Raw genomic sequence first — 26,348 nt, 5'->3', positions numbered from 1 at the left:
ACTTATGATTTAGTGTTGACTTTCATGAATAATCGATGTTATTATGTATAAGTCGCCAAGAGGTGACAGTGAAACAAAAAACATGAACCTTGAAAACTGAACAAGCAAAACGTAATCAATAAAGTTTTTAGTAACTAACCTTGGTTAGTGAACAAAACAAAATTTTGGACATCAAAATGATGCCAGCAAAACAATTTGAGCTATTCAAATTTCTTTTATGGAGAGTTTGATCCTGGCTCAGGACGAACGCTGGCGGCGTGCCTAATACATGCAAGTCGAGCGAACAGAGAAGGAGCTTGCTCCTTCGACGTTAGCGGCGGACGGGTGAGTAACACGTGGGCAACCTACCCTATAGTTTGGGATAACTCCGGGAAACCGGGGCTAATACCAAATAATCTGTTTCACCTCATGGTGAAACACTAAAAGACGGTTTCGGCTGTCGCTATAGGATGGGCCCGCGGCGCATTAGCTAGTTGGTGAGGTAACGGCTCACCAAGGCGACGATGCGTAGCCGACCTGAGAGGGTGATCGGCCACACTGGGACTGAGACACGGCCCAGACTCCTACGGGAGGCAGCAGTAGGGAATCTTCCACAATGGGCGAAAGCCTGATGGAGCAACGCCGCGTGAGTGAAGAAGGATTTCGGTTCGTAAAACTCTGTTGTAAGGGAAGAACAAGTACAGTAGTAACTGGCTGTACCTTGACGGTACCTTATTAGAAAGCCACGGCTAACTACGTGCCAGCAGCCGCGGTAATACGTAGGTGGCAAGCGTTGTCCGGAATTATTGGGCGTAAAGCGCGCGCAGGTGGTTTCTTAAGTCTGATGTGAAAGCCCACGGCTCAACCGTGGAGGGTCATTGGAAACTGGGAGACTTGAGTGCAGAAGAGGATAGTGGAATTCCAAGTGTAGCGGTGAAATGCGTAGAGATTTGGAGGAACACCAGTGGCGAAGGCGACTATCTGGTCTGTAACTGACACTGAGGCGCGAAAGCGTGGGGAGCAAACAGGATTAGATACCCTGGTAGTCCACGCCGTAAACGATGAGTGCTAAGTGTTAGGGGGTTTCCGCCCCTTAGTGCTGCAGCTAACGCATTAAGCACTCCGCCTGGGGAGTACGGTCGCAAGACTGAAACTCAAAGGAATTGACGGGGGCCCGCACAAGCGGTGGAGCATGTGGTTTAATTCGAAGCAACGCGAAGAACCTTACCAGGTCTTGACATCCCGTTGACCACTGTAGAGATATAGTTTCCCCTTCGGGGGCAACGGTGACAGGTGGTGCATGGTTGTCGTCAGCTCGTGTCGTGAGATGTTGGGTTAAGTCCCGCAACGAGCGCAACCCTTGATCTTAGTTGCCATCATTTAGTTGGGCACTCTAAGGTGACTGCCGGTGACAAACCGGAGGAAGGTGGGGATGACGTCAAATCATCATGCCCCTTATGACCTGGGCTACACACGTGCTACAATGGACGATACAAACGGTTGCCAACTCGCGAGAGGGAGCTAATCCGATAAAGTCGTTCTCAGTTCGGATTGTAGGCTGCAACTCGCCTACATGAAGCCGGAATCGCTAGTAATCGCGGATCAGCATGCCGCGGTGAATACGTTCCCGGGCCTTGTACACACCGCCCGTCACACCACGAGAGTTTGTAACACCCGAAGTCGGTGAGGTAACCTTTTGGAGCCAGCCGCCGAAGGTGGGATAGATGATTGGGGTGAAGTCGTAACAAGGTAGCCGTATCGGAAGGTGCGGCTGGATCACCTCCTTTCTAAGGATTATTTCGGAATACAAACCTAGGGTTTGTAAGATTACGTTTTGCGTTCAGTTTTGAAGGTTCATTCTTCTGAATGAAACACTTCAAAACTTGTTCTTTGAAAACTGGATAAAACGACATTGAAATAGTAACAAACACATTTATTTTTTAAGTTTTTTTATAGGCTTAATAACATTAGAAGGTTTCAAGACACGAGCAGTTCTAGGAAGCAATCGAGTGAATGAAGGAGCGTACTTGAGTACGTGACTGATTGAACGAGTGAAGCTGACAACGAAATGTGATGTGTATTGAAAGCCGTTAGGTTAAGTTATTAAGGGCGCACGGCGAATGCCTTGGCACTAGGAGCCGAAGAAGGACGGCACTAACACCGATATGCTTCGGGGAGCTGTAAGTGAGCTTTGATCCGGAGATTTCCGAATGGGGGAACCCACTACGTTTAATCGCGTAGTATCTTGACGTGAATACATAGCGTCTTGAAGGCAGACCCAGGGAACTGAAACATCTAAGTACCTGGAGGAAGAGAAAGAAAAATCGATTCCCTGAGTAGCGGCGAGCGAAACGGGAAGAGCCCAAACCAAGAGGCTTGCCTCTTGGGGTTGTAGGACACTCAATACGGAGTTACAAAAGAGCGAGTTAGATGAAGCGACTTGGAAAGGTCCGCCAGAGCAGGTAAAAGCCCTGTAGTCGAAAGTTCGTTCTCTCCTGAGTGGATCCTGAGTACGGCGGAACACGTGAAATTCCGTCGGAATCTGGGAGGACCATCTCCCAAGGCTAAATACTACCTAGTGACCGATAGTGAACCAGTACCGTGAGGGAAAGGTGAAAAGCACCCCGGAAGGGGAGTGAAAGAGATCCTGAAACCGTGTGCCTACAAGTAGTTAGAGCCCGTTAATGGGTGATAGCGTGCCTTTTGTAGAATGAACCGGCGAGTTACGATTACGTGCGAGGTTAAGCTTTAGAAGGCGGAGCCGCAGCGAAAGCGAGTCTGAATAGGGCGAAATAGTACGTGGTCGTAGACCCGAAACCAGGTGATCTACCCATGTCCAGGGTGAAGGTAAGGTAACACTTACTGGAGGCCCGAACCCACGCACGTTGAAAAGTGCGGGGATGAGGTGTGGGTAGCGGAGAAATTCCAATCGAACTTGGAGATAGCTGGTTCTCTCCGAAATAGCTTTAGGGCTAGCCTCGTGATGAGAATACTGGAGGTAGAGCACTGTTTGGACTAGGGGGCCATCCCGGTTTACCGAATTCAGACAAACTCCGAATGCCAGATATTTATACACGGGAGTCAGACTGCGAGTGATAAGATCCGTAGTCAAAAGGGAAACAGCCCAGACCACCAGCTAAGGTCCCAAAGTAATCGTTAAGTGGAAAAGGATGTGGCGTTGCACAGACAACCAGGATGTTGGCTTAGAAGCAGCCATCATTTAAAGAGTGCGTAATAGCTCACTGGTCGAGTGACGCTGCGCCGAAAATGTATCGGGGCTAAACGATTCACCGAAGCTGTGGATTGACATCTACGATGTCAGTGGTAGGAGAGCGTTCTAAGTGCGTTGAAGTCAGACCGGAAGGACTGGTGGAGCGCTTAGAAGTGAGAATGCCGGTATGAGTAGCGAAAGACGGGTGAGAATCCCGTCCACCGTATGACTAAGGTTTCCTGAGGAAGGCTCGTCCGCTCAGGGTTAGTCGGGACCTAAGCCGAGGCCGATAGGCGTAGGCGATGGACAACAGGTTGATATTCCTGTACCACCTCCTTACCGTTTGAGAAATGGGGGGACGCAGTAGGATAGGGTAAGCGCGCTGTTGGTTATGCGCGTCCAAGCAGTAAGGCGTGTGTGTAGGCAAATCCGCACACTGTAACGTTGAGCTGTGATGGCGAGTCCGTATGGACGAAGTTCCTGATTTCACACTGCCAAGAAAAGCCTCTATCGAGGTGAGAGGTGCCCGTACCGCAAACCGACACAGGTAGTCGAGGAGAGAATCCTAAGGTGTGCGAGAGAACTCTCGTTAAGGAACTCGGCAAAATGACCCCGTAACTTCGGGAGAAGGGGTGCTCTTGAGCGTGCAAGCGCATGAGAGCCGCAGTGAATAGGCCCAGGCGACTGTTTAGCAAAAACACAGGTCTCTGCAAAACCGTAAGGTGACGTATAGGGGCTGACGCCTGCCCGGTGCTGGAAGGTTAAGAGGAGTGGTTAGCGCAAGCGAAGCTGCGAATTGAAGCCCCAGTAAACGGCGGCCGTAACTATAACGGTCCTAAGGTAGCGAAATTCCTTGTCGGGTAAGTTCCGACCCGCACGAAAGGCGTAACGATCTGGGCACTGTCTCAACGAGAGACTCGGTGAAATTATAGTACCTGTGAAGATGCAGGTTACCCGCGACAGGACGGAAAGACCCCGTGGAGCTTTACTGTAGCCTGATATTGAATTTTGGTACAACTTGTACAGGATAGGTAGGAGCCAGAGATCTCGGAGCGCCAGCTTCGAAGGAGGCGTCGGTGGGATACTACCCTGGTTGTATTGAAATTCTAACCCATGCCCCTTAGCGGGGCAGGAGACAGTGTCAGGCGGACAGTTTGACTGGGGCGGTCGCCTCCTAAAAGGTAACGGAGGCGCCCAAAGGTTCCCTCAGAATGGTTGGAAATCATTCGTAGAGTGTAAAGGCACAAGGGAGCTTGACTGCGAGACCTACAAGTCGAGCAGGGTCGAAAGACGGGCTTAGTGATCCGGTGGTTCCGCATGGAAGGGCCATCGCTCAACGGATAAAAGCTACCCCGGGGATAACAGGCTTATCTCCCCCAAGAGTCCACATCGACGGGGAGGTTTGGCACCTCGATGTCGGCTCATCGCATCCTGGGGCTGTAGTCGGTCCCAAGGGTTGGGCTGTTCGCCCATTAAAGCGGTACGCGAGCTGGGTTCAGAACGTCGTGAGACAGTTCGGTCCCTATCCGTCGTGGGCGTAGGAAATTTGAGAGGAGCTGTCCTTAGTACGAGAGGACCGGGATGGACACACCGCTGGTGTACCAGTTGTCTTGCCAAAGGCATCGCTGGGTAGCTATGTGTGGACGGGATAAGTGCTGAAAGCATCTAAGCATGAAGCCCCCCTCAAGATGAGATTTCCCATTACGCAAGTAAGTAAGATCCCTCAAAGACGATGAGGTAGATAGGTTCGAGGTGGAAGTGTGGTGACACATGGAGCTGACGAATACTAATCGATCGAGGACTTAACCAAAACGTTTGAAACATTCAATGAACCGTTTATCCAGTTTTGAAAGAATAATTTCTTTTATGAAGGGTTTCAAGATACGAGTAGTTCGAGGAAGCAATGGAGAGAGGGAAGGAGCGTACTCAAGTACGTGACTGACTGAACGACAGAAGCTGACGAAGAAATGTGATGTATATTGAAAGCCGACCATAGTCTAGTGATGATGGCAAAGAGGTCACACCCGTTCCCATACCGAACACGGAAGTTAAGCTCTTTAGCGCCGATGGTAGTTGGGGGCTTCCCCCTGTGAGAGTAGGACGTCGCTAGGCGCAAAAAGTCGCTGCTGATACACTCAGTAGTGGCTTTTTTTACTTAAGCTAACTAATAAATTGAGATGATTTATAAAAATATAAAAAAGAAGGCATGCCTTAAGTGGAATGCCTTCTTTTTTGATATTTAATGTGTTTGAACAGTGGCAGCTCGTAGTTCAATGCGGCGAATTTTTCCGGATGTTGTTTTTGGTAACTCATCAATAAAAACAATACTACGAGGGTATTTATACGGTGCTGTTAACGCCTTTACATGCTCTTGTAACTCCTTTGTTAACTCGACTTCATCTCGCTCTTTGAAGCTCTCTCGTAAGATAACAAAGGCCTTCACAATATGGCCTCTAATTTCATCTGGTGCAGCAACAACTGCACATTCTTGTACAGCTTCATGTTTGTTTAATGCATCTTCAACTTCGAATGGACCAATCGTATAACCAGAAGATATAATAATGTCATCTCCACGACCTTCAAACCAGAAATACCCATCTTCATCACATTTAGCTTGATCGCCAGTAATATACCAATCACCGCGAAATGCAGCTTGCGTTCGTTCTGGCTCTTTGTAATACTCCTTAAATAGAGCTGGTGAGGATTTGTGGATGGCAATATCGCCAACCTCTCCTACAGGTGCTTCATTTCCTTCATTGTCGATAATACGTACAATATTACCTGGAGTTGGAACACCCATGGATCCAGGGCGTAATTCAGTGTTTTCGAGTGTACCAATTAATAATGTATTCTCTGTCTGTCCATAGCCATCACGTACTTTTAGCCTGAAACGATTCATAAATGTTTCAATGACTGGGCGATTTAACGGTTCACCAGCAGAGACTGCACTACGGAGGGATGAAAGATTATAGTCTTGCAAATTATCAATTTTCGCCATAATACGATATTCAGTTGGTGTGCAGCAAAGGACATTTATTTTTTCATCTTGTATGAGCTGAAGGTACGTTTTTGCATCGAATCCACCATGATAAACAAATGCAGTAGCACCGAGCATGATTGTAGATAAGAAAGGGCTCCAAATCCATTTTTGCCAGCCAGGAGCTGCTGTAGCCCATACTAAGTCGCCTTCACGTACGCAGAGCCATTTTGAAGCAGCTGTTCGAATATGCGCATATCCCCAGCCATGTGAATGTACTACACCTTTAGGTTTCCCAGTTGTCCCAGATGTATAGGAAAGGAACGCCATGTCATCACGTTTAGTAGCTACTGCTGTAAATGTAGTTGGCTGTGTGCTTGCCAGTACATCTAAAGAAGCCCAATCGCCTTTTGCAGTACCAATAACTAATTTGTTCTTTAATGTGTCTACAGTAGAAGAAATTTGGTCAACCTCACCTGTAAATGCTTCATAGGCAATAACTGCACTAGCAGAAGAGTGCTCCATGCGATATTCTAAGTCACTTGCACGTAGCATTTCTGAACATGAAATAGGCACGATGCCAGCCTTTAAACAGCCAAGAAAAACAAAATAGGCTTCTGGTAGGCGAGGAATAATAACTAGAACGCGATCTCCCTTTCGAAGTCCTGTCTCTGTAAAAGCATTTGCGTATTGATTCATTTTTTGGACAAGCTCTACATAGGAAACTGTTCGTCTCTCTTGTTGCGTATTTAACCAGCGTATTGCTTGGCGATCACTATCTTGTGAAAACTTTTCTAATTCCTCTGTGATATTATAAAATTCAGGTGCAATTAAATCATTTGTTACCATCCGAATATTCCTCCCCCAGGAAATTTGATAGAAAATTCTTAAAACTATTTTTATTTTAACAATTGCAATAATATACAGCAAGAATATTTAGCACGCAAAATAGAAATATTAGATTTAATAGAGAACTATTATGCTTTTGGATTAATTTTTAAACCTACTTCGACAAAAAATATAAAAATTTTCATAAAATATGTTGCATAATTTATAATGCTTGCTATAATAATAAATGTACTTAAGAGGTTGTTTAAACCCAAAGTGAATAGTATCGTTCCGAAGTAGCTCAGTTGGTAGTAGCACCTGACTGTTAATCAGGTTGTCGCAGGTTCGAGTCCTGCCTTCGGAGCCATTTTTTTTGCCCATTTTTAAGAAGCTGTTATACATAAAAAAAGTTATAAAAAAGTATTGCAACTATTAAGAAATGATGTTATTATAAATCTTGTCTTGTTTGAGACGTGATACTGGCCCCTTGGTCAAGTGGTTAAGACACCGCCCTTTCACGGCGGTAACACGGGTTCGAATCCCGTAGGGGTCACCATTTAAAACATAGGCTTTATAAAGAAAAATAAACTGTGATATAACACCTGTTTCTATGGAGGATTAGCTCAGCTGGGAGAGCATCTGCCTTACAAGCAGAGGGTCGGCGGTTCGAGCCCGTCATCCTCCACCATTATTGTGTTATTTCGGAGGGGTAGCGAAGTGGCTAAACGCGGCGGACTGTAAATCCGCTCCTTAGGGTTCGGCGGTTCGAATCCGTCCCCCTCCACCAGTTTTATAAATGATTGGGGTATAGCCAAGCGGTAAGGCAACGGATTTTGATTCCGTCATGCCTAGGTTCGAATCCTAGTACCCCAGCCATTTTTCTTTTTTTACGAGCCATTAGCTCAGTTGGTAGAGCATCTGACTTTTAATCAGAGGGTCGAAGGTTCGAGTCCTTCATGGCTCACTTTTTTAGAATAAAGTATATTCAAAAGTGTTATAATAACTATAGATAACTAATCTCTTACTGAAAACAGTAGGAGATTTTTTTATGTTATCAAAAATTGAATAAATATGCACTTTTTTGTCTAGTTGAGCCAAGTGGTATCTAGGCTTTACAATAATATTATAACTTTTAGGGGGTATAAAAACATGAATAAACTTAATATTTCTATTATTGGAGTACCAACAGATTATGGACAAACACGTCGTGGTGTAGATATGGGGCCAAGCGCGATTCGCTATGCAGGCGTTGTGGAACGTTTGGAGGCTATTGGACATGAAGTACAAGACCAAGGGGATATTCGTGTCAGTCAAAAACTTGCAGACGCACCTGTCGATGAGAAATTACTGAATTTAGAGGAAGTTGTAGATGTTAGCACGGCTTTAGCTAATAGCGTGCATGAAGTAGTAGAACAAAATAAGTTCCCACTTGTATTTGGTGGAGACCATAGTATTGCTATTGGCACACTAGCTGGATTAGGTGAGCATTATAAAAATCTTGGCGTTATTTGGTATGATGCTCATGCAGATTTAAATACACCTGAAACAACACCATCTGGCAACATCCATGGGATGCCATTAGCAGTTAGTATTGGACTAGGTCATGAGCGCTTAGTGCAAATTCGGAATTATGCACCGAAAATTAAACCAGAGAACGTTATTATTATCGGAGCTCGTTCAGTAGATCCTGGTGAGCGTGAGTTAATTCGTCAACAAGGGATTAAAGTATATACAATGCACGAGATTGATCGACTTGGTATGACGCGTGTCATGGAAGATGCACTTGCTTACTTGAAAGAACGTAATGTTGATGGATTACATCTATCACTTGATTTAGATGGCTTAGATCCGCTTTACACGCCAGGAGTTGGTACACCCGTTCCTGGAGGAATTACGTATCGAGAAAGTCATTTAGCAATGGAAATGTTACAAGAATCAGGGATGCTAACATCAGCAGAGTTTGTAGAAGTAAACCCAATTTTAGATGAGAAGAATACAACAGCAAATGTGGCTGTTGCATTAATGGGATCTTTATTCGGAGAGACACTAGTTTAAAGAAAATTTGACAAAAAATTGCCTGTTGCCACATTGCATAAAAATCTTTTGTTATAATTGAATTAAAACGAAACTTTTCTTATCGATGGGTCGTATAGTATAAGACAGTTGTAAAGGTGGAGAAGTCAACACAATGGATGCGTTAGTAAACAAGAGAATAAAACAAGTGCTTAAAGGCGATCAAAACGCATTTGCCGATATTGTGAGTCTCTATCAGCACAAACTGTACCAAGTATGCTATCGAATGTTAGGCAACAAACAAGAGTCTGAAGACATTGCTCAAGAAGCTTTTGTGCGTGCTTATATGAATTTGCATACTTTTGATCAGAAAAGAAAGTTTTCGACGTGGCTTTATCGCATAGCGACAAACCTCTGCATTGACCGTATTCGCAAAAAGAAACCGGATTATTATTTAGATGCAGAAGTAGCTGGTACAGAAGGGCTTGATATGTATTCGCAAATCGCAGCAGACGACCAGCTACCAGAGGAGCAGTTAGAGCAAATGGAGCTGCAAGATCGCATTCAATATGAAATTGGACGATTGCCGGATAAATACCGTTCGGTTATAGTATTGAAATATATAGAAGAGTTATCGTTACAAGAGATTAGCGAGATTTTAGATATGCCGCTTGGAACGGTGAAAACGAGGATTCACCGCGGACGTGAGGCATTACGTAAGCAATTAAACAATCTGTAGGAGGGGGAGCGTCATGAATACTTGTCCAGAGCATATTATAGACTATATGCATGATTATTTAGACGGTGACATTAGTCGTGAGCATGAGCAAGAGTTGAAACAACACTTGCATACATGTAATGATTGTAAACAGTTGATGCAAGAATTGAGTGAAACAATCGCCTTTGTGAAGAGTGCTTCCCATATTACAGCGCCTCCGGATTTTGAAGCAGCAGTGATGGCTCGTTTACCAAAACCAAAAAGTCGAGTAGGTATACAAAAATGGATACGCCGGCATCCGTTCTTTGTGGCAGCAGCAGTATTTTGCTTATTCATGAGTGCTACATTGATGGGTAGCTTTATGGATGACCAGCATTTTTCAGTGACCAAACAACCGAACTTAGTTGTTGATGGTCAAACGGTGATTGTACCTGAAGGAGAAGTAGTGAAGGGCGATATTGTTGTTAAAAATGGTGATTTGGTTGTTGAAGGTGAAGTTGATGGCAATGTCACAGTAATTAACGGGCAATATATGGCGTCTTCAGCGGTAGTTTCAGGCAAAATTGAGGAAATTGACGAAGTATTTGAATGGTTATGGTATACGATTAAAAATTCTGTAAAAACGGCCATGACATTTGAGGAAAAAGATGAAACTAAATAACACTCTATACGTCCTAAAAAATAGTGCACGTGAGAGGCTGAAAGGTCTACTCTTATGAGTAGACTTTTTATTTGAAAAAAGTTACATTTGTTAAGAATGTGATATACTTGAATGTGTATGGATTCGCAATGAAAAGTGGGGGATGCCACGTGCAAATTATCGAACATTTCACGGATTTAACACCTGTGAATATTGTTATTAACTTCATTGATGTACTGCTCGTGTGGTACGTTGTTTATAAAGTCTTAACCCTCATTAAAGGTACGAAGGCTGTCCAATTACTGAAGGGAATATTTGTCATTATTATTGCCCGACTTGCAACAGACCTTTTAGGGTTACAAACTCTAGGCTGGATGTTACAACAGGTCATTGAGTTTGGTTTCTTAGCGATTATTATCATATTCCAACCAGAAATCAGACGTGGTTTAGAACAAATTGGGCGAGGAAAGCTATTCCAGCGTTCATCAAGTCAAGAAGAAGAAGAACAAACAAGGCTCATTGAGGCGATGAAGAAGTCTGTTAGTTACATGGCTAAACGTCGAATCGGTGCGTTAATTTCTATTGAAAAAGAAACAGGCCTTAATGAATATATTGAAACGGGTATAGGACTAAATGCTGAAATCTCATCAGAACTGCTGATTAATATCTTTATACCGAATACACCACTTCATGATGGAGCGGTTATTATGCAAAAAGATAAAGTTACAGCAGCAGCTTGTTATTTACCCCTATCTGAAAGTCCATTTATTTCAAAGGAGTTAGGGACACGTCACCGTGCTGCACTTGGCTTAAGTGAAGTTACGGATGCTATTACAATTGTTGTCTCAGAAGAAACAGGTGCAATTAGTATTACGTTAAATGGTAATCTCCACCGTAATCTTTCTCTAGAGGAGTTTGAAACACTATTACGAAAAATGTGGTTCGGTTCAGCACAAGAGTCAAATGCTGCCTCTAAGTTGACTTGGAGGGGGAAAAAGAATGGATAAAATGATGGATAGCCCTTGGGTATTAAGAATCATAGCGCTATTTTTGGCATTTTTGCTTTTTTTCTCAGTTCGTACCGAGTTATCTCCAATCAATACAACAACAACGACTGAACAGACGGATATTATTCGTGATGTACCAGTAGATGTTTATTATGATAATGAAAATCTGATTGTAACAGGCTTACCTGAAACAGTAGATGTGAAGATAAAAGGGCCAATGCCTGTTGTTATAAAAACAAGAGCTACAAAAGATTTCTCTGTATTTGTCGATTTAAGTAATCTATTGATTGGGGAGCATGATGTAAAGCTACAATACGAAAATATTTCTGATAAGTTAAAGGTTACATTAGACCCTGCAACTATTCATGTGAATATTGAGGAAAAGGTCACGAAAGAGTTCCGAGTGGACCCTGAAATGAATAATAGACTAATCGAAGAAGGTTATATTTTAAAAGATATGACTGCTGATCCACCAACCGTTTACGTAACAGGTGCAAAAAGTGCTATTGAAAGCATTAGCTATGTAAAAGCTACTGTTGCAGGTGAGCAAGGCTTGAAGCAATCCTTCTCGCAGGATGCGGCAGTAAAAGTATTGGATCGAGATCTAAACAAGTTAGATGTGACGATAGAGCCTGAAACTGTGAAGGTTCAAGTTGATATAGCAGAATATAGTCGAGAAATTCCAGTGGTCCTGAAAGAAACAGGGCAAGCAGTACAAGACATTACGATCAATTCGTTAACATTTGCGCCAAGAATGATAAAAGTGTATGGTAGAAAATCAATTATTGACGGTTTGACAGAAATTCCAGTTATAGTTGACCTGTCAAAAATTACTGAGTCTCAAACTTATGAATTTGATGTAAAATTACCAGATGGTGTGACAAAAATATCTGACAAGAAAATAAAAGTGAAGGCAGATATTACAAAAGTAGAGCAAGAAGAACAACAGAAAACACCAGCTTCTACAGAGGAAACGCCACCTCCAACTGAAGAACCAGATGTGACGGATGATAGTACTACTACTGATAAAAATACATCATCTGAGGAAACGGAAGATATTGATTCTTAAACAATATCTGACTATAATTTTATTTTGATTCTAAATCAAAATCCAATCGTGGTTTGTGCTGGTGAGTAGTTAGGACAGGAGTCACCAACAAATCGATTGAGGGGATATTAATAATTACCGAATGAATGAATAAAAACAGACTTTTCCAAAAGTAAGCGGACAAGTGTCTTTTGGGCGATAGTAACTCAAGAGACACAGTCTTGCATTGAAGGAGAGAATAAGTAGAATGGGTAAATATTTTGGAACAGATGGCGTCCGTGGAGTCGCGAATAGTGAATTAACACCAGAGTTTGCATTTAAACTAGGTCGTATCGGTGGCTATGTTTTAACAAAAGATGCAACTGATCGTCCAAAGGTTTTAATTGGTCGTGACACACGTATTTCAGGTGAGATGCTTGAAGGTGCACTTGTTGCTGGTCTTTTATCGATTGGGGTAGAAGTAATGCGTCTTGGTATTATTTCAACACCAGGTGTGGCATACCTTACTCGAATTATGAGCGCAGATGCAGGCGTTATGATTTCAGCTTCACATAACCCAGTTGCTGATAATGGCATTAAATTTTTTGGTCCCGATGGTTTTAAGTTAACGGATGCTCAAGAAGCGGAAATTGAAGTGTTGCTTGATGCACAAGAGGATACACTACCACGCCCAATTGGAGCCGATTTAGGATCTGTAAGTGACTATTTCGAAGGTGGTCAAAAATATATTCAATACTTAAAGCAAACAGTGGATGAGGAATTTGATGGTATCCTGGTAGCACTAGACTGTGCTCATGGAGCTACATCAGCATTGGCTACACATTTATTTGCGGACCTAGAAGCTGATATTTCTACAATGGGAGCTTCTCCAACAGGCTTAAATATTAATGATGGTGTAGGTTCTACACATCCAGAGGGACTAGCTAAATTTGTTACTGAAAAGGGTGCAGATGTTGGTTTAGCATTTGATGGAGATGGTGACCGATTAATTGCTGTAGATGAGAACGGTAAGATTGTTGATGGCGATCAAATTATGTTTATCATTGGTAAGTATTTAAATGCGGTAGGACGCTTGAAAAAGCAAACGATTGTTTCAACAGTTATGAGCAATATGGGCTTCTACAAAGCTGTTGCTGACAACGGTATGCAAAGTGTACAAACTGCTGTTGGTGATCGTTATGTTGTAGAAGAAATGCGTGCCAAAGAATACAATTTAGGTGGCGAACAATCAGGGCATATTGTTTTTCTAGACTTTAATACAACAGGTGATGGATTACTTACTGGCATTCAGCTTGTCAACATTATGAAAGCGACTGGTAAAAAGCTTTCAGAGCTTGCTGCTGAAATGAAAATCTTCCCTCAGCGTCTTGTCAATGTACGTGTAACAGATAAGCATGCTGTGACTGACAATGCGAAGGTGGCTGCTGTCATTGCAGAGGTAGAAGCAGAAATGGCCGGCAATGGTCGTGTTCTAGTGCGCCCTTCAGGGACTGAACCACTTGTACGTGTAATGGTAGAAGCAGCAACAGAAACAGATTGTGAGCGTTTTGTTGAGCGTATTGCGGACGTAGTACGTGCAGAAATGGGCTTAGCAGAATAATATATAGAAACTCGATTTCCATAACAGGAAATCGAGTTTTTCTTGTTTAAAAAGAATGTTTGAAATGAATTAGATGGGGAACAGTAGTAAGGAGTCACAATAACAAGGAGTGTTTAATTGATATGGCTAAAATTGCTACAGTGATAACAGATATGTTTGAGGACATTGAGTTTACAAGCCCCAAAGAAGCTCTAGAAGCAGCTGGGCATCAGCTCGTAACAATTGATACCGAAGCAGGTAAGGAAGTTAAGGGGAAACATGGAGAGCCAGTGAAAATAGATAAAGGAATTGAGGAAGTAAACGCCTCAGAATTTGATGCGTTATTTATTCCTGGTGGTTTTTCACCTGATATATTACGAGCAGATGATCGTGTAGTGGCATTTGTAAAATCCTTTATGGATGACATGAAGCCGACCTTTGCTATTTGTCATGGACCACAGCTGCTAATTACAGCTAAGACACTGAATGGTCGTGATGCCACAGGCTATAAATCCATTCAAGTGGATTTAGAAAATGCAGGGGCAATATTCCATGATGAAGAAGTATTCGTCTGTCAAAAGCAGCTCGTAACAAGTAGAACGCCAGACGATCTTCCAGCATTTAATAGAGAAATAGTTAAATTATTAGACAATAAATAAAAGATAGGCACAAGCAGTCAATTGCTTGTGCCTTTTTGTGGAATTTACTCCGCTTTATTTAGCATAGCAACTAATTATTTGTCTACATATTTGTCACGAAAAAGCATGGGGATTAGGTGTTTTTTATAACGAAAATTTGACGGATAGCATATGATTGAGTATGATGGAGAAGTTGAAGATGACGAGGTCCGACCTTATCCTTTAACGAGCGCTAAGGAGGAAAGAAAGCGCAAAATCGGAAAACAATTATAGCGCCTGAGCTGAAGAAATCGGACGACAAGATCTTCAGCAGACGAGGTGGAGGTTTATCGAAAATTCGGCGGATGCCTCCCAATCGACATACCCGATTGTCATTTTTCATTTTGAAAGCATTTAAGTGATTGAATGTACAGAAAATGGAGAAGGTATAGTAAAAGCAATAGATAAATCAAAGAAGCTTCACTATCGAAAAAAACTCTAATCAGTTGGCTGAATGAGTGGGTGGCTTGCATGTAAGGGAGTGCTTATTTTAAATATAAAATAAAGCATCGCTCGTACATTCAAAAAACTTCGATAGGATGAGGTCTAGTTTGTCATTGCATGAAATTGACAATATCGGAGGACGAGAATTTATGTGTGGAATTGTAGGATATATTGGTGAATCAGATGCAAAGGAAATTTTATTAAAGGGTTTAGAGAAGCTTGAATACCGCGGCTATGACTCAGCTGGTATTGCAGTACGTAATGAAGAAGGTGTAACAGTTTTTAAAGAAAAAGGACGTATTGCAGACTTACGTGAAGCGGTGGACGAGGAAGTTGCAGCAAAAATTGGAATTGGTCATACACGTTGGGCAACACACGGTGTACCCAATCGTTTAAATGCTCACCCACATCAAAGTGCATCAGGACGCTTTACACTTGTGCATAATGGGGTTATTGAAAACTATCATTTATTACAAAAAACATATTTAAAAGGCATTCCGATGAAATCTGATACAGATACAGAGGTTATCGTGCAATTAGTAGAGTTATTTGTGAAAGAAGGTCTTAGCACAGCAGAAGCTTTCCGTAAAACTTTATCTCTATTACATGGCTCATATGCCCTTGCATTATTAGATGCTGAAGCGACAGATACTATTTTTGTTGCAAAAAATAAATCACCACTTTTAGTAGGTATTGGTGAAGGCTTCAATGTTGTTGCTTCGGACGCAATGGCTATGCTACAAGTAACGGATCAATACGTGGAGCTTCATGACAAAGAGGTTGTAATTGTACACAAAGCAAGTGTCGAAATTACAAAATTAGATGGTTCTGTAGTAGAGCGTGCACCATATACAGCGGAGCTTGATATGAGCGATATTGAAAAAGGAACTTATCCTCACTATATGTTAAAAGAAATGGATGAGCAGCCAACTGTAATTCGTAAAATTATTCAAGCATATGAAGGCGACAATGGCGATTTAACAATTGACGCAGAGATTTTAGAGGCATTGAGAGCAGCGGATCGCTTATATATTATTGCGGCAGGCACGAGCTACCATGCAGGTCTCATCGGTAAACAATATTTCGAAAAAATGGCGGGTATCCCAGTAGAGGTTCATATTTCTAGTGAATTCGGCTACAACATGCCATTACTATCAGAAAAGCCTTTATTTATCTTTATTACACAATCAGGTGAAACAGCTGACAGCCGTCAAGTACTTGTAAAAATTAAAGAACTTGGCTATCCAACATTAACGATTACAAACGTACCTGGCTCAACGCTATCACGTGAAGCAGATCATACATTGTTATTACATGCAGGCCCGGAAATTGCAGTGGCTTCTACAAAAGCTTATGTTGCTCAAGTAGCAGTACTTGCGTTAGCAGCGTATGTAACGGCAAAGGCAAATGGCAAAGGCTTAGAATTTGATTTAAAACAAGAGCTTGCGATTGCCGCTAATGGAATCCAAACAATTATCGATTCAAAAGATGTGTTAGAAGATATTGCAGAAGACTACTTAAAAATCGCGCGTAACGCATTCTTCATTGGCCGTAATATGGACTTCTATGTCAGCCTAGAAGGGGCCTTAAAACTGAAAGAAATCTCGTACATTCAAGCAGAAGGCTTTGCTGGTGGCGAACTGAAGCACGGAACAATTGCCTTAATCGAAGAAGGTACACCAGTGTTTGCACTTGTCACTCAAGCATCAGTAGGATTAAATATCCGTGGTAATGTCAAAGAAGTAGCAGCTCGTGGCGCATATCCTTGTATCATTGCAATGGCAGGCATTGATGAAGATGGTGACCGTCTAGTCATTCCGCATGTTCACGAATTACTAACACCACTTGTATCTGTAGTGCCATTACAATTAATTAGCTACTATGCAGCACTTCACCGTCGTTGTGATGTGGATAAACCACGTAACTTGGCTAAATCGGTGACTGTTGAATAGGATTAGGTTTAAGCATTTATGCTAGTGTTCAGTTACAATAAAGTTCTATACTAGACAAAATAGTTGTATACTTTACAATAAAGTCTTATACTGGACAAAAAAGTTGTATACTGGATATTCAAACAATTTCTATGAGTGATTCTAACTATATTATTGTATATAAATAAGATAAACCTTGATACAGTATGATGCTGTATCAGGGTTTTTGTTTTTTCAAAATGGCTTTCAAACCTTTCATTTTTCTAACTATATATATATAAAGTAGGTACATTAAAATAACCTTGGTACATTGTCTACTGTGCCAGGGTTTTGTTTTGTCATTATTACCGTTGAATTATAATCCTTAGAGCAGGAATTAAAACTTTTTTTAAAAAAAAATTGCTATTAATTAATGAGTTGTAGAAAGGTATCAAAAATAAACTTCTTAATTTTGATATGTATCAACATATGCATATATTCTCCACATTTATAGTCTATACTTTATTTTTAAATGTTCTGTAGAAAGGTTGCGTGAGAGTATTTGTTAGAACAATTAAATTTAATACTTGCATTTGGGGCTGGATTATTATCATTTGTATCACCTTGTTCATTACCATTGTATCCTGCTTTTCTATCTTATATAACAGGAATATCCTTTAATGAACTAAAAGAAGAGAAAGGGATCTTAAGACGAAAGTCTTTAATACATACCCTGCTTTTTTTACTTGGTTTTTCTATTATTTTTATGGCATTAGGTTTCTCAACTTCTTTTATCGGAAAGATTTTTATTCAGTATAAAGAGTTACTAAGGCAATTTGGAGCAATTTTCATGGTCTTTTTTGGATTAGTTATTCTAGGTTTCTTTAAATTCGATATTTTACAATCGGAAAAAAAGATTAGTTTTAAAAAAAGGCCCAAAGGATATTTTGGCTCAGTACTTATTGGTATGGGTTTTGCAGCTGGATGGACACCTTGTACTGGACCAATTCTTGCCGGAGTAATAGCTTTAGGAGTGTCTAACCCCGGGCAAGGAATGTTGTACATGTTATTTTATGTGCTAGGTTTCTCTATACCTTTCCTAATAATGTCCTTATTTATTGGAAAAATGAAGTTTCTTCAAAGAAAAAATGGACTGTTTATGAAAATAGGTGGTGCAATAATGATTCTGATGGGGGTTTTATTGTACTTTGATATGATGACTAAAATTATTGCGTTTTTAACACCTATTTTTGGAGGATTTACTGGCTTTTAGTTTTATATCATATAAGAGGGGAAGGAACCAAACTTAATTATGGATAAAAAAAAGAGACGATTTCTTATGCGTTCAATTATATTAATTGTATTATTTGGGGCAATATTATTTACAGTATATACAACTTTAACTAAAGAAAAAAATGAAGTATTACAAATAGGGGATAATGCTCCAAATTTTACTCTAGTTGATATGTATGGTGATAAACATAATTTGGAGGAATACAAAGGACAAGGTGTCTTTTTAAACTTTTGGGGGACTTGGTGCAAACCCTGTGAAAGGGAATTCCCAATTATAGATAGATATTATAAGGAATATAAAGAAAAAGGTATACAGGTATTAGCTATAAATATAGCAGAATCCGACTTCGTGGTTCAAAATTATATTGACCGAAAAGGTTTAACTTTTCCGGTATTAATTGACAAAAACAAAAGTGTAATGGAAGCATATAATATAAATCCATTACCAACGACTATTCTTATTAATTCAGAGGGTAAAATAGAAAAAATAATCACTGGAGAAATGAAAGAACAGGATATAAAGAGTTACATGGAACAAATTTTACCAGACTAAGTAATAATTTTTTAGACTAATAAGAGAGGTGAAAAAATTAGTGAACAAAATCTCTACAAAATTAGCATCGTGTTTTTTTATTGTAGTGCTAATAATGGATTTATTTCTTATGTTTTATCTTCATCGAAATATAATTAATTCGAGAGTTGAAGAAGAATATTATACATTATTGGCGAATGGTGCTAATCATAGAGATGTTTTAATTGAAAATTTTTCTGAAACTACAATAAAACATATCGTTTTGATGGAAAAAAGTAAAGATCGTGCGGTGATCATTACCGATAATAAAGGAAATATCATTGGTAGTTCAGATATTAGTGAATCTTTAAGTGGACAAATAGTTTCTTTAATAAAGAACGTAGACGTAGAAACAGATGAATTATTGACTTCTAACTGGAAAGAATCCCCTTATATTATGAGTGTGCATCCTTATATCTCAAATACAAATCAATCTGGATACGTTTTAATGCTACAAAGTACTGGTTCTCTTAATAAGATGGTTCATGAATTAACTGAACATTTTGGTATGGCAGGTGCTACAAGTTTTATTGTACTTTTTATTGTTTACGCGGTTCTGTCAAAAGTTATAACAAGACCTTTAATACGGATGAAAGAGGCAACAGAGAAATTAAGCAAAGGTGAGTTTAATGTAAAGCTTGCAATTAAAAGTAAAAACGAGCTTGGTGAGTTAGCAAGTTCAATTCAGAAATTAGCCAATGATTTAGAACGTTTAAAAACAGACCGGAATGAATTTCTGGCGTCAGTGGCTCATGAATTAAGTACACCGTTGACATATTTAATTGGATATTCAAAAGTAGCGATGAGAGAGAGTCTAAGTAAGAAACAAAGAGAACAGTATCTTGAAATTATTGTTGAAGAGTCCAATAGAATGAAGGAATTGGTAAAAAATTTATTAGACTTGGCTAGAATGGACGAAAACACATTTACTGTCATGAAAGAATCTTTCTCTGCTCGATATTTTTTCGAAGCAATATGTAAACTTGTTGCTCCTTCATATGATCTCAAGAATATTAAGTTGAACTTTGTTTGCACTGAAGATTTTCAAATATATGCTGACCCATTACGTTTAGAGCAAATTGTCATAAACCTATTGGATAATGCTTTGAAATATTCAAAGGAAAATACAGAGGTAACATTAAAGGCTTGTAAAAATGAAGGGAAAACAAGAATTGAGGTTATTGATACAGGTATTGGCATTCCACAAGAAGAAATTGACTTCATTTTTGAGAAGCTATATCGTGTTGAGAAATCACGTTCTCGTGCATATGGTGGTTCAGGAATTGGACTTGCTGTTGTGAAGGAATTAGTAGAAGCACACAATGGTACCATTGAAGTCAAAAGTAAACTTGGAGAAGGAAGTACATTTACGGTGATCATATAACACATGGAGGTTAAATATGCAGACAATTTTGATTGTGGATGATGAAGAAAGAATGCTCGATTTAGTCGAATTATTTTTAATTCCACATGGATATACCTGTATTAAAGAAAAGAGCGGAATAAAGGCAATAGAGAGAATTAAGAAAGAAAATATCGATCTCGTTTTATTAGATGTTATGATGCCTGAAATGGATGGATGGGATGTTTGTGAATCTATTCGTGAATTTTCAAAAGTACCCATTATAATGCTAACTGCAAGAGCTGATAAATCTGATTTAGCTAAGGGACTTTTATTAGGTGCAGATGACTATATATCCAAGCCATTCGATGAAAGAGAGTTAATAGCAAGAATCAATGCTGTTTTGCGTAGAATTGTCGGATTTGAAAAGGATAATGAAAATATCACTTTTAAAGATTTTGTTTTAGATAAAGAAACATATTCTCTACACTACCAAAATTCAAGTGTGCAACTTACTTTAAAAGAATTTTTAATTATAAAAGCATTAATATCTCGACCTTCTAAGACATTTACAAGAGAGGAATTACTGCATGCTGCATGGGAATATGAAACAGATACAGATACGCGGACTGTTGATTCACATATAAGAAATCTAAGAGAAAAATTAAGTAAATCTGACTTTCCTACCGATGAGTTCCTTAAAACGGTTTGGGGAATAGGGTATAAATGGAGTTAAAAGGAGAAAAGTATGAAAAATTACAAAATTTGGTTAGGTCTATTAGTTATTGTTTTAGTTTTAAGTGCTTGTAATTCAAAAGAAAAAGATAGTTATTCATTTGAAGAAGTGGATAACCCAAAAATTGAACATATACATGGTTTGGGATATATAAATGGTAAAAGTGATTTTGTAATTGCAACACATAGAGGATTGTATAAATATGGTGTAAAGGGTTGGGAAGAAGCGAACAGCCAAAAACATGACTATATGGGCTTTCAGGCGGTCAAAGATGGCTTCTATTCAAGTGGACATCCTGAGGAAGGCTCAAACCTTAAAAACCCTTTAGGAGTTATAAAAAGTACAGATGAAGGAGCAAATCTAGAACAATTAGCCTTTTACGGCGAAATTGATTTTCATTATCTTGCAGCTGGTTATGATTCGAATACAATCTATGTCATTAATGAAACACCTACAGAGAATATGAGTGGTGGATTGCATTATTCAATTGATGAAGGGAAGTCTTGGACTGAATCAGCTATGAATGGCTTTAATTCCGAGTTTGTTTCTAATTTATCAGCTCACCCTTCCAAAAAAGAAATAGTTGCAATTGGTAGTAAAGATGGAATCTTTGTTTCGAATGACTATGGAGTTAACTTTAAATTACTTAAGTCTACTCAAATGGTTACATACGTAACTTTAAATGAGAATGGGGGTTACTATACAAACTATGACTCAAATTCTGTTTCCCTTAGATCATTCTCATTGGATAGTAAAGAAGAAAAAAATATACAACTCCCAAACGAGATAATGCAAGACCCAATTATTTATATCGCTTCTAATCCTACTAATCGAGAAGAAATTACTTTTGTAACAAATAATCTTAACTTCTATCTTTCTAAGAACGAAGGGGAATCGTGGGATAAATTAGCTTCAGAAGGGGAATTAAAAATAAAATAAGGTTATTGAAGGGTGATTGAGATGTATAATTTGATGTCTCAAATTAGTCAAACCATAAGTGAACCAGTTTCTGTATTCTTAAATTCATATGAGCATTCCCCAATCATTATATCTATCCTCCTTGGGTTGATAGGTGCATTTGCTCCATGTCAACTGACTGGAAATATTAGCGCTATTACGTTATATGGTAATCGTACTATCCAATTAGGTAGTAATTGGAGAGAGATCGTTTCGTTTATTATGGGTAAAGTCATAGTATATAGTGCAATTGGTTTGTTGGCGTGGGCATTTGGACAAACATTTGAAAACAAAATAATTAATTTCTTTCCGGTTTTCCGAAAATTGATTGGTCCTCTATTAATACTTACCGGACTTGTGTTAATGGGGACAATAAAGTTAAGAATATTAAATCGAATTTCAAAGAACGTTCCTACTATACTAAAAGAAGGTTATATTGGTTCCTTTTTTCTAGGAGCTAGTTTTGCAATTGCATTCTGTCCAACAATGTTTGTACTCTATTTTGTATGGCTAATGCCAACCGTTATGTCGACTTCATATGGATTAGTGTTACCTGCAATATTTGGATTGGCAACATCAATACCTCTTGTCATCATCTTATTTTTTATATGGTACTTTGATATTAAGGGATTAGTAATGAAGAAAAGTATTAAAGTAGGTAGGTTTATTCAAAAAATAGCCGGAGTTACTCTTTTTATTATTGGAATTTTTGACACAATTACTTATTGGGGAATGTAAATATAAATAATTTAGAAACAAATAAAAGTACATTGCTTTTCAAACATTAATAGAAATCACTATTGTTACAAGTGTTAAGTTTAGATTACGTAACTTGTTCTCCATATTTTCTCCACATATTTTTTCTAAGATACATGTGTAGATTACTATGAGGAGAATAATAATATGGAAACACATTTAATAAAAAAGGTTGCGATTTTAGTAGTAATCTTCTTAATACTAGGTTCAAATTTTGTTTATAGAGTTCATGGCGCAATGAAGGTCGAATCTCCTTTGATTAGCAGTGAAGCTGCTATATTAATAGATGAAAAAACGGGGCGAATTTTATATGAAAAAAATCCAAATCAGAAGATGGCTCCTGCTAGCTTAACAAAGATAGCAACTGCAATATATGCAATTGAAAAAGGGAACCTAGAAGACATTGTCACAATTAGTAAAAATGCTAGAGAAGTTGAAGGAACTAGGGTTTTTTTAGAAGAAGGAGAAAAGGTTAATCTAAGAAAGCTTATTCAAGGCTTACTTGTGAATTCTGGTAATGATGCAGGTATTGCTATTGCTGAGCATTTGGATGGGTCTGTAAAACAGTTTTCGACTAGTATAAATAAATATTTAGAGAATATTGGAATACAAAATACGAACTTTGTAAATCCCCATGGACTATATGATCCAGATCATAAAACTACTGCACAAGATTTAGCAAAAATTACGAAATACGCAATGCAAAATAAGGAGTTTCGTAAAATTTTTGGTCTAAAGGAACTTAATTGGGATGGCAAATCGTGGGATACTACTCTTTATAGTCATCATAAATTAATGAGAGAGCGACCTTATGAAGGAATAACGGGTGGAAAGACTGGATATGTTGATGAATCAGGAATAACTCTTATAACAACAGCAACAAGAAACGATATATCGGTTATTGTCGTAACGCTTAAAGCGCAAACAGAAGACATGGCCTATAACGATACAATAGAACTTCTTGATTATGCATTTGAGAATTTTGAGTCTAGGAATATTCCGATGGGAAAAATATATAAAATTGATGAAATGTCCTTTAAGACCAAAGAAAAACTCGATTATATAGTTTTACAACATGAAACAGTTAGTCAAAGAATCTCTGGAAAGGGTCATTTAGAGCTATTAAATCAAAATCAGGATACTATCGCATCTTTTCAGTTAGAAAATGCCAATAGTAAAATAAATAAAAATGTAACTCATAAAGACACAGAGGACTCGAATTTAAATCAGGATGCATCGGTGTACACAAAATTTAGCGTAATGTTTATTTTCGTCCTATTCATCTATTTAAAGTTTATTCGAAAGAAGAAATTAATATAAATTAAGACAAAGAATGAGGTACATTTTTATCCTCATTCTTTTTTTGTTAAATAATAATTTTATTCAAATTACAATTCATAATTTTTGCATAACTTTGGGGTAAATTAAGATTAAATAAGAAATATTTTTTCTAGGAAACCTAGGAGAAATGAATTCAAGAAAAATGAGGGAACATTCACTAAAAAAATAGTACACATCTGATTTATATTTAGAGGAGTGATATTTGATGGAGAGAAAAGAAAAAAGAGACCACATCCACAATCATAATGTTTCGCATGAACCAATAACAAATCATATGCAAGATGTTCATGAAAATTACAGCCCTAACAATAAGAAAAATAATGAACACAATCATCATCAACATAATCAAAGCGAGGGTAACAACAAACACCATGGTCATTCGATTTCTGATTTTAAGAAAAGGTTTTGGGTATCTTTAGTATTAACGATTCCAATATCATATTTATCCATGATGATTCAGATGCTTCTTGGATATAAAGTAAATTTTGCTGGTGACACATTATTACTATTCTTACTTTCAACAATAGTCTTTTTCTATGGAGGAAAACCATTTTTACTTGGAGCATGGAGTGAATTGAAAAATAGAACTCCTGGGATGATGCTATTAATTACTCTTGCTATCGTAACAGCTTATGTCTATAGTTCACTAACAGCATTTTTCATTGAAGGAAGTGACTTCTTTTTTGAATTAGCAACCTTAATTGTTATTATGCTTCTTGGACATTGGATCGAAATGAGATCAATAATGGGTGCTTCAAAAGCATTAGAAGAGTTAATTAAATTAATGCCTAAAGAAGCTCATAAGTTAGATGCATCAGGCAACCTTATTGAAGTATCTGTTGAAGATTTAAAACCAGGTGATCAAATACTAGTAAAACCAGGCGAGAAAATTCCCATTGATGGAATAGTTTTTGAAGGACACTCTACAGTTGATGAATCGATGTTAACTGGGGAATCAATTCCTATTGAAAAAAAGGTAGGTATGGAGGCCATTGGGGGTTCAATTAATGGAGAGGGTGTACTAAAAATAAATGTTAGTAAAACAGGCAGTGACACTTATCTTGCACAAGTAATCCAATTAGTAAGCGATGCAGAAAAAACTAAATCAAAAGCTCAAGGATTTGCTGATACAGCCGCTAAATGGTTATTCTATGTCGCTATTGTTGCAGGTATTATCACACTGGTTTATTGGTGGTCAACAGATGACTTTGATTTTGCATTAGAAAGAATGGTGACAGTTTTAATAATTGCTTGTCCTCATGCTTTAGGTCTAGCTACTCCTTTAGTAACATCACGTTCTACATCTATTGCTGCTAAGAAGGGTTTATTAATTAGGAATCGTACTTCATTTGAAAACGCATTTAAAATCAATAGAATTGTGTTTGATAAAACTGGTACCTTAACTGAAGGTAATTTTGGTATAACGGATATTCATCCAGTTACAGGGGTTAGCGAAAAAGAATTATTAAAGCTTGCTTACTCTGTAGAAATTCAATCTGAACATCCAATAGCAAAGGGAATTGTAAAAGAGGGTAAGAAGCAAAATATAAAAGTATCTGAAGTAAAAGGTTTTAAAAATTTAACAGGTAAAGGGTTAGTGGCTAATGTTAACGGGTCTGAAATTGCAATTGTTAGTCCAAATGTTTTAAAAGAAAAAAATATTAGCTTCGATGAAAGTACTTACGAAAAACTTGCACAACAAGGTAAAACCGTTATTTTTATATTAAAGGATAATGTATTTTTAGGCATGATTGCTTTAGCAGACATAATAAGGGATTCCTCTTATAAGGTTATAAAAGAATTGAGTGATTTAGGTATTGAAACCGTTATGATGACAGGTGATAACGTGCGTGTAGCAAAATATGTTGGTGAAAAACTAGGCATGACGAAAGTTATTGCTGAAGTATTACCCCATGAAAAAGCTAATAAGGTGAAAGGACTAAAAGAAGAAAATTCGAAAGTTGCAATGGTTGGTGACGGTGTTAATGATGCGCCTGCACTGGCTGAATCAGATTTAGGTATTGCGATCGGTGCAGGCACAGATGTGGCCATTGAAACTGCAGATGTAGTACTGGTAAACAGCAATCCAGAGGACATTCTGAATACATTAAAGCTATCGAAAGCTAGTCATAAAAAAATGGTCCAAAATTTAGGGTGGGCAGCTGGTTATAACATTCTTGCAATTCCACTAGCTGCAGGCGTTTTATATAGTGTAGGTATTGTTATTACACCTGCAATTGGAGCTGCTGTCATGTCCTTAAGTACGATTATATGTGCAATAAATGCACAATTGCTCAAAATCGAATAAGTAAAGATGAAGC

General features: G+C 38.8%; 17 protein-coding genes, 6 tRNA genes and 3 rRNA genes. 25 read left to right on the top strand and 1 reads right to left on the bottom strand.

Features of this window, described 5'->3' with window-relative positions:
* Nucleotides 1–214 precede the first annotated feature (214 nt).
* The 3 genes from AC6BKE_RS00650 to rrf all read left to right on the top strand — a co-directional run bounded on the left by AC6BKE_RS00650 (nt 215) and on the right by rrf (nt 5,302).
* A 16S ribosomal RNA gene (locus AC6BKE_RS00650) occupies nt 215–1,766 on the top strand.
* Nucleotides 1,767–2,072: 306 nt separating this feature from the next.
* Nucleotides 2,073–5,000, top strand: a 23S ribosomal RNA gene (locus AC6BKE_RS00645).
* 186 nt (nt 5,001–5,186) lie between these two features.
* Nucleotides 5,187–5,302: ribosomal RNA gene (gene rrf, locus AC6BKE_RS00640) — 5S ribosomal RNA — on the top strand.
* Together the 16S, 23S and 5S rRNA genes form the textbook arrangement of a ribosomal RNA operon.
* Nucleotides 5,303–5,429: 127 nt before the next feature.
* Here the strand turns inward: rrf and mbcS are convergent.
* Nucleotides 5,430–7,016, bottom strand: coding sequence for an acyl-CoA synthetase MbcS (gene mbcS / locus AC6BKE_RS00635; protein ID WP_036128909.1), 1,587 nt, complete (start codon nt 7,014–7,016; stop codon nt 5,430–5,432).
* Between the two features lie 269 nt (nt 7,017–7,285).
* Between mbcS and AC6BKE_RS00630 the strand changes: the two genes are divergently transcribed.
* The 22 genes from AC6BKE_RS00630 (at nt 7,286) to AC6BKE_RS00525 (ending at nt 26,335) form a co-directional block, all read left to right on the top strand.
* Nucleotides 7,286–7,362, top strand: a tRNA-Asn gene (locus tag AC6BKE_RS00630).
* A 114-nt stretch (nt 7,363–7,476) separates the two neighbouring features.
* A tRNA-Glu gene (locus tag AC6BKE_RS00625) sits at nt 7,477–7,551 on the top strand.
* Between the two features lie 56 nt (nt 7,552–7,607).
* A tRNA-Val gene (locus tag AC6BKE_RS00620) sits at nt 7,608–7,683 on the top strand.
* Nucleotides 7,684–7,698: 15 nt separating this feature from the next.
* Nucleotides 7,699–7,782: transfer RNA gene (locus tag AC6BKE_RS00615), tRNA-Tyr, on the top strand.
* A 14-nt stretch (nt 7,783–7,796) separates the two neighbouring features.
* Nucleotides 7,797–7,871 (top strand) — tRNA-Gln (locus AC6BKE_RS00610).
* 15 nt (nt 7,872–7,886) lie between these two features.
* Nucleotides 7,887–7,959: transfer RNA gene (locus AC6BKE_RS00605), tRNA-Lys, on the top strand.
* 185 nt (nt 7,960–8,144) lie between these two features.
* On the top strand, nt 8,145–9,050 hold the full coding sequence (rocF, locus tag AC6BKE_RS00600; RefSeq protein WP_058845283.1) for an arginase: 906 nt from the start codon (nt 8,145–8,147) through the stop codon (nt 9,048–9,050).
* Between the two features lie 133 nt (nt 9,051–9,183).
* Nucleotides 9,184–9,747, top strand: coding sequence for an RNA polymerase sigma factor SigW (sigW, locus tag AC6BKE_RS00595; protein ID WP_004225410.1), 564 nt, complete (start codon nt 9,184–9,186; stop codon nt 9,745–9,747).
* A gap of 13 nt (nt 9,748–9,760) precedes the next feature.
* On the top strand, nt 9,761–10,387 hold the full coding sequence (locus AC6BKE_RS00590) for an anti-sigma factor family protein (RefSeq protein WP_058845282.1): 627 nt from the start codon (nt 9,761–9,763) through the stop codon (nt 10,385–10,387).
* A 149-nt stretch (nt 10,388–10,536) separates the two neighbouring features.
* Complete coding sequence (cdaA, locus tag AC6BKE_RS00585; protein ID WP_089935020.1) at nt 10,537–11,373, top strand: diadenylate cyclase CdaA; 837 nt, start codon at nt 10,537–10,539, stop codon at nt 11,371–11,373.
* The gene (locus tag AC6BKE_RS00580; protein WP_499855469.1) at nt 11,366–12,442 is read left to right on the top strand and encodes a CdaR family protein; all 1,077 of its coding nucleotides are present in this window, start codon (nt 11,366–11,368) and stop codon (nt 12,440–12,442) included. Before cdaA ends, AC6BKE_RS00580 begins: the two co-directional genes overlap by 8 nt.
* Before the next feature lie 226 nt (nt 12,443–12,668).
* Complete coding sequence (gene glmM / locus AC6BKE_RS00575) at nt 12,669–14,021, top strand: phosphoglucosamine mutase (RefSeq protein ID WP_101967053.1); 1,353 nt, start codon at nt 12,669–12,671, stop codon at nt 14,019–14,021.
* A gap of 122 nt (nt 14,022–14,143) precedes the next feature.
* The gene (locus AC6BKE_RS00570) at nt 14,144–14,659 is read left to right on the top strand and encodes a DJ-1/PfpI/YhbO family deglycase/protease (RefSeq protein ID WP_141905919.1); all 516 of its coding nucleotides are present in this window, start codon (nt 14,144–14,146) and stop codon (nt 14,657–14,659) included.
* 611 nt (nt 14,660–15,270) lie between these two features.
* Complete coding sequence (glmS, locus tag AC6BKE_RS00565; protein ID WP_101967027.1) at nt 15,271–17,073, top strand: glutamine--fructose-6-phosphate transaminase (isomerizing); 1,803 nt, start codon at nt 15,271–15,273, stop codon at nt 17,071–17,073.
* Nucleotides 17,074–17,593: 520 nt separating this feature from the next.
* Entirely contained in the window at nt 17,594–18,304 is a 711-nt protein-coding gene (locus AC6BKE_RS00560) for a cytochrome c biogenesis CcdA family protein (RefSeq protein WP_009374095.1), read from the top strand.
* A 39-nt stretch (nt 18,305–18,343) separates the two neighbouring features.
* Nucleotides 18,344–18,877 (top strand): thiol-disulfide oxidoreductase ResA, encoded by a 534-nt coding sequence (gene resA / locus AC6BKE_RS00555; protein WP_036075026.1) that lies wholly within the window; start codon nt 18,344–18,346, stop codon nt 18,875–18,877.
* A 40-nt stretch (nt 18,878–18,917) separates the two neighbouring features.
* Nucleotides 18,918–20,279 (top strand): sensor histidine kinase, encoded by a 1,362-nt coding sequence (locus AC6BKE_RS00550; protein WP_009374093.1) that lies wholly within the window; start codon nt 18,918–18,920, stop codon nt 20,277–20,279.
* Nucleotides 20,280–20,295: 16 nt separating this feature from the next.
* Complete coding sequence (locus AC6BKE_RS00545) at nt 20,296–20,973, top strand: response regulator transcription factor (protein WP_009374092.1); 678 nt, start codon at nt 20,296–20,298, stop codon at nt 20,971–20,973.
* A gap of 12 nt (nt 20,974–20,985) precedes the next feature.
* Nucleotides 20,986–21,912 carry a F510_1955 family glycosylhydrolase gene (locus AC6BKE_RS00540; RefSeq protein ID WP_009374091.1) on the top strand — a complete coding sequence of 309 codons (927 nt, stop codon included), beginning with the start codon at nt 20,986–20,988 and terminating at the stop codon, nt 21,910–21,912.
* Between the two features lie 21 nt (nt 21,913–21,933).
* Nucleotides 21,934–22,668: an urease accessory protein UreH domain-containing protein gene (locus AC6BKE_RS00535; RefSeq protein WP_009374090.1), complete on the top strand. Its 735-nt coding sequence runs from the start codon at nt 21,934–21,936 to the stop codon at nt 22,666–22,668.
* Between the two features lie 165 nt (nt 22,669–22,833).
* Complete coding sequence (locus tag AC6BKE_RS00530) at nt 22,834–24,006, top strand: D-alanyl-D-alanine carboxypeptidase family protein (RefSeq protein ID WP_009374089.1); 1,173 nt, start codon at nt 22,834–22,836, stop codon at nt 24,004–24,006.
* A 226-nt stretch (nt 24,007–24,232) separates the two neighbouring features.
* A complete protein-coding gene (locus tag AC6BKE_RS00525; RefSeq protein ID WP_009374088.1) occupies nt 24,233–26,335 on the top strand; it encodes a copper-translocating P-type ATPase in 2,103 nt (700 codons plus the stop codon).
* Nucleotides 26,336–26,348 lie beyond the last annotated feature (13 nt).

This window comes from Lysinibacillus sp. COL-1, assembly GCF_059814265.1.
This window is presented reverse-complemented; position numbering and strand designations above follow the sequence as displayed.

Bases quoted from the DNA above. Each gene is read 5' to 3' on its own strand.
- mbcS (WP_036128909.1), bottom strand. From the start codon at position 7,016: ATGGTAACAAATGATTTAATTGCACCTGAATTTTATAATATCACAGAG.
- rocF (WP_058845283.1), top strand. From the start codon at position 8,145: ATGAATAAACTTAATATTTCTATTATTGGAGTACCAACAGATTATGGA.
- sigW (WP_004225410.1), top strand. From the start codon at position 9,184: ATGGATGCGTTAGTAAACAAGAGAATAAAACAAGTGCTTAAAGGCGAT.
- AC6BKE_RS00590 (WP_058845282.1), top strand. From the start codon at position 9,761: ATGAATACTTGTCCAGAGCATATTATAGACTATATGCATGATTATTTA.
- AC6BKE_RS00580 (WP_499855469.1), top strand. From the start codon at position 11,366: ATGGATAAAATGATGGATAGCCCTTGGGTATTAAGAATCATAGCGCTA.
- glmM (WP_101967053.1), top strand. From the start codon at position 12,669: ATGGGTAAATATTTTGGAACAGATGGCGTCCGTGGAGTCGCGAATAGT.
- AC6BKE_RS00570 (WP_141905919.1), top strand. From the start codon at position 14,144: ATGGCTAAAATTGCTACAGTGATAACAGATATGTTTGAGGACATTGAG.
- glmS (WP_101967027.1), top strand. From the start codon at position 15,271: ATGTGTGGAATTGTAGGATATATTGGTGAATCAGATGCAAAGGAAATT.
- resA (WP_036075026.1), top strand. From the start codon at position 18,344: ATGGATAAAAAAAAGAGACGATTTCTTATGCGTTCAATTATATTAATT.
- AC6BKE_RS00545 (WP_009374092.1), top strand. From the start codon at position 20,296: ATGCAGACAATTTTGATTGTGGATGATGAAGAAAGAATGCTCGATTTA.
- AC6BKE_RS00540 (WP_009374091.1), top strand. From the start codon at position 20,986: ATGAAAAATTACAAAATTTGGTTAGGTCTATTAGTTATTGTTTTAGTT.
- AC6BKE_RS00535 (WP_009374090.1), top strand. From the start codon at position 21,934: ATGTATAATTTGATGTCTCAAATTAGTCAAACCATAAGTGAACCAGTT.
- AC6BKE_RS00530 (WP_009374089.1), top strand. From the start codon at position 22,834: ATGGAAACACATTTAATAAAAAAGGTTGCGATTTTAGTAGTAATCTTC.
- AC6BKE_RS00525 (WP_009374088.1), top strand. From the start codon at position 24,233: ATGGAGAGAAAAGAAAAAAGAGACCACATCCACAATCATAATGTTTCG.